This is a genomic window from Phocaeicola coprophilus DSM 18228 = JCM 13818, from assembly GCF_000157915.1.
Taxonomy (GTDB): Bacteria; Bacteroidota; Bacteroidia; order Bacteroidales; family Bacteroidaceae; genus Phocaeicola; species Phocaeicola coprophilus.
Map to the genome: position 1 here is coordinate 64,598 of NZ_EQ973637.1, position 3,183 is coordinate 67,780.

The 3,183-nt window shown below is 37.8% G+C and carries 4 protein-coding genes; 1 reads left to right on the plus strand and 3 read right to left on the minus strand.

Features of this window, described 5'->3' with window-relative positions; translation table 11 throughout:
- The 3 genes from BACCOPRO_RS18715 to BACCOPRO_RS06315 form a co-directional block, all read right to left on the minus strand.
- Nucleotides 1–165: Clp protease N-terminal domain-containing protein (locus BACCOPRO_RS18715; RefSeq protein WP_008141995.1), on the minus strand; the 165-nt coding region annotated here is incomplete at its 3' end.
- Nucleotides 162–1,934, minus strand: coding sequence for a type VI secretion system baseplate subunit TssF (locus BACCOPRO_RS06310; RefSeq protein WP_008141997.1), 1,773 nt, complete (start codon nucleotides 1,932–1,934; stop codon nucleotides 162–164). The genes BACCOPRO_RS06310 and BACCOPRO_RS18715, both read right to left, overlap by 4 nt.
- Nucleotides 1,935–1,947: 13 nt before the next feature.
- Nucleotides 1,948–2,367 (minus strand): GPW/gp25 family protein, encoded by a 420-nt coding sequence (locus BACCOPRO_RS06315; protein ID WP_008141999.1) that lies wholly within the window; start codon nucleotides 2,365–2,367, stop codon nucleotides 1,948–1,950.
- Nucleotides 2,368–2,544: 177 nt separating this feature from the next.
- On the opposite strand from BACCOPRO_RS06315, the gene BACCOPRO_RS06320 reads away from it, so the two are divergent.
- The gene (locus BACCOPRO_RS06320; protein ID WP_008142001.1) at nucleotides 2,545–3,012 is read left to right on the plus strand and encodes a hypothetical protein; all 468 of its coding nucleotides are present in this window, start codon (nucleotides 2,545–2,547) and stop codon (nucleotides 3,010–3,012) included.
- Nucleotides 3,013–3,183: the final 171 nt, after the last annotated feature.

The following is a 3,183-nucleotide window of genomic DNA, read 5'->3' on the forward strand; positions in this document are numbered from 1 at the left end:
GTCTTTTTGCATGGATTGTAGGATTTCCTTAAGTCCTGTACTTTCTGTCAACATGGCTAATACCAAATGGGGTACACCATATGTACTTTGCTGTTCCTGTCTAGCCATCGATTGGGCTAATTTTATGGCAGAAACCAGACTGGGACTATAATCGTTGTTTGTCATAAGAATACAATTTTATATGATGAATTGCATACAGACTTTTCAGTCATATCCTTTTCAAGAAAATGAGCGAAAACGGATAGGTCCAGAAAGTCTCCTATATTTTGTTTTAATTTTATTTCAACTTGAACTATGCGAATGAATCCTTTTTTCCTTTCTGGAGAAATGGTAACACCGTCCTTAATATGTATAGTATCTACATTGTTTCCCATCTTGTGGTAAATATAATTATAGATATCCTGCTTTGACACAATTCTGTCTCTGCTGACAAGACCATATCTCAGGCTGTTTATCAGACTGGAATCTTCTGTATGTACGATTCCTCCTTGAACAGGAGTTCTGAAAATAAGACTTGTTGCATCGTATTTCTCCATATTGAACTGTTGGATAAAGGCTCTTTCATCAAGTCCGTTTGCCAGTCGTCCTGAAGTTGTCCAGAATTTTACTTCCGCACTCGTAGCATTGGGGGCTGGTACTGTCAGAGCAAAAATTCGTTGTCTTTTTTCGTCCCTGCTTATGTTTTCTACACTTTTCTCTATCTCGGAAAGCTTAGAGAACAATTCTTTCAGTTGCGCTGTTAGCAGATCTGGATTTAATGCGGAAAAGGCGTTTCCGTCTTCTTTGATTCTTTGTATAATCTGGTTGATTAGGTCAATGGCACTATCCGAATCAAAGCGTTCCAGATTTCCGAAATACAAATCAAAGATTCCGGTCGGATTTTCTTCATACTGCTGTTGTCGGTTGATGTATTCCTTTCCTGTATTGTCACAAATGGAACGGACGTTAAGAAAATAATTTCCTTTGGGGCAAGGAAGGGGAATATAACGTCCATTGGTTGCAAAATTATGCTGTTTATATACCAATTTCCTGTTTACAACAGGATACGTATTCAGATATATGTTTAGTGAATTAAGATAATCTTGCGAATTGAATATTTCCGGCAGACGGAGTCTTATCCAGAAAAACCTTTTGCTTGTATCAATATTTTCGGTCTGTTTGGCGGAAGGAAATTGTTGCAATAAAGTTTTAAGTGACTTGTCTGTGTCGGCTAGATCTATTTTTACATAGTAGTCGTTGTAGAAATTTTTTATTTCATCAAAATAATGGGCATTGCTGAATGGATCCTGCACCTTCAGACCGAATTGCGCCGGTATTTCTTTCCCTGCACAGTCATAGAATCGTGTCATTTGCAGAAACGGAACAAATGATGTGTTATCAGGAATCAGGCAAAAAGTCATTTCCTGTGTCTCTGATAGATGTTCTTCGTTAATATCAAAACCTAACCAAACAACATAAGATTCTATCTGTTCCTTCCTGCCAAGGAATAAGTTTGAAGTGATATTTTTTTCAGAAACGTTTTTTATGGTATTCCCATAAGCGATTATACCAAGTTTTGCATTCACAAGTGGATAATTGAAAAGAGGTGTAAAGAATACCTGTATACTTTCTTTGCCAAAGATGAACTTTTCAGTATAGAAGTGGTCTTCGGCATTTAGAATGCAGTTCTCGTCATTATTGGGGGTAACAGACATTAATGCATGTGCCGGAATAGGCAGAGCCCATTTACTATCTATAAGTATACGTGATAGCTGATGAAGTAAACGGGAATCCGATGCTTTTATTTCCTGATGCAGACGGGCCGTTTCATTGGCGAAGACATCCAATAGCAAATCAACCACAGGATCCATGTTGCGGGATTCATTGATACCCCACAGCTCCATAGCAAATTTCAGAATTCTTTCTTTTATTTCAATATGTCTTTTGTCTGGCATAACTCTTAATTGTTTATTGTGATAACGGACTGATATATACAAGCGTATTGAAGTGGAACGGTTGGTCCGTTGAAACTATTTTTCCTTTCACAGCTATTTGAGCCTTTCTGCGTACATGAGTTTCTTTTTTGTTTTCATCGTCAATCTCGGATAATACTACACTCACGCTAATATCTTTAAGCCGTTCTTCATAAGTGGTGATGGCTTGGAGCAAAGACTCTTGGACTCTATTCTCCCAATCACTGATTTTCACTAGTTGACTGAACTCAAGTTCCCAGATGACAGAGCCGTAATTTTCCTTACCGACTACTTCTCCATATCGGGAAACAATCAGTAGCATGATCTGCTGTGCTATGGATTCTTCATAAGAACATCGTTCGAGTTTTCCGTTAACTGCAGACTTTAGGTCAATTGGTATTTTCAGATAACTCATGTGATATATTTTATGTTGTTTTTCGCAAATATACGGTTTTTTATCAAATACTCTAAGAATTTTCTGAAAAAAACTTTTGCATAAACTTGACAAAACAAAAATAAATTCATATATTGCGACCGATAAATACAAAGAAGAGTTAAATACGATATTTATTAACGTTTAAATAAAAGAAATATGGCACTTTATGATTATGGAATAGGTGGCAATGAAGTAAGGGTTGATGCTAATGAATCTATAGCCGAGATTCCTTCCAACCGAACTTTACTTGTCCAAAAACTGACAGACGACGCTCCTTCTGAACCAGAGTGTGTTTACGGTTTGCAAACCATAGAAGATGTGTTTGAACGTTTTGAACCAACCGTGCAACTGGAACATGTGGATGCAGAAGGAAACGAAGTGAAGGAGGTTATGACCTTCAAGGGCCTCGGAGATTTTGGGGCGGAAAAAATTAAGGAGAATAGTGAGTTCTTAAGTGGACTGGATATCGAACGTGAGCAGAGTCTTAAGATTGCCCGGCAGCTTTCTTCTAATAAGGCACTCCGGAAAGTGCTTGAAAATCCTGTATTGCGAGAAGCTCTGGCAGAAGTTCTGAGTACCTCTATACAAGAGATCAACGAAGCTCAATCCAATTCTAAAATTTAAAGTTGAAAATTATGAAACCTGATAATGAACAAAAACAGCAACAGGCGGCAACGGCTGCTTCCGTTCAAGTCTCTTCCCAAGGCAAGGTCGCTTCTGTTCCTGCAATAGATCGTCTGAAAGAATTTGGTGGATTTTCATTTTTGGAAAATATTATTGACGGGTATTCAAATA

Excerpts from the sequence above, each read along its gene's own strand:
- BACCOPRO_RS06310 (WP_008141997.1), bottom strand. The coding sequence starts at position 1,934 with ATGCCAGACAAAAGACATATTGAAATAAAAGAAAGAATTCTGAAATTT.
- BACCOPRO_RS06320 (WP_008142001.1), top strand. The coding sequence starts at position 2,545 with ATGGCACTTTATGATTATGGAATAGGTGGCAATGAAGTAAGGGTTGAT.
- BACCOPRO_RS06315 (WP_008141999.1), bottom strand. The coding sequence starts at position 2,367 with ATGAGTTATCTGAAAATACCAATTGACCTAAAGTCTGCAGTTAACGGA.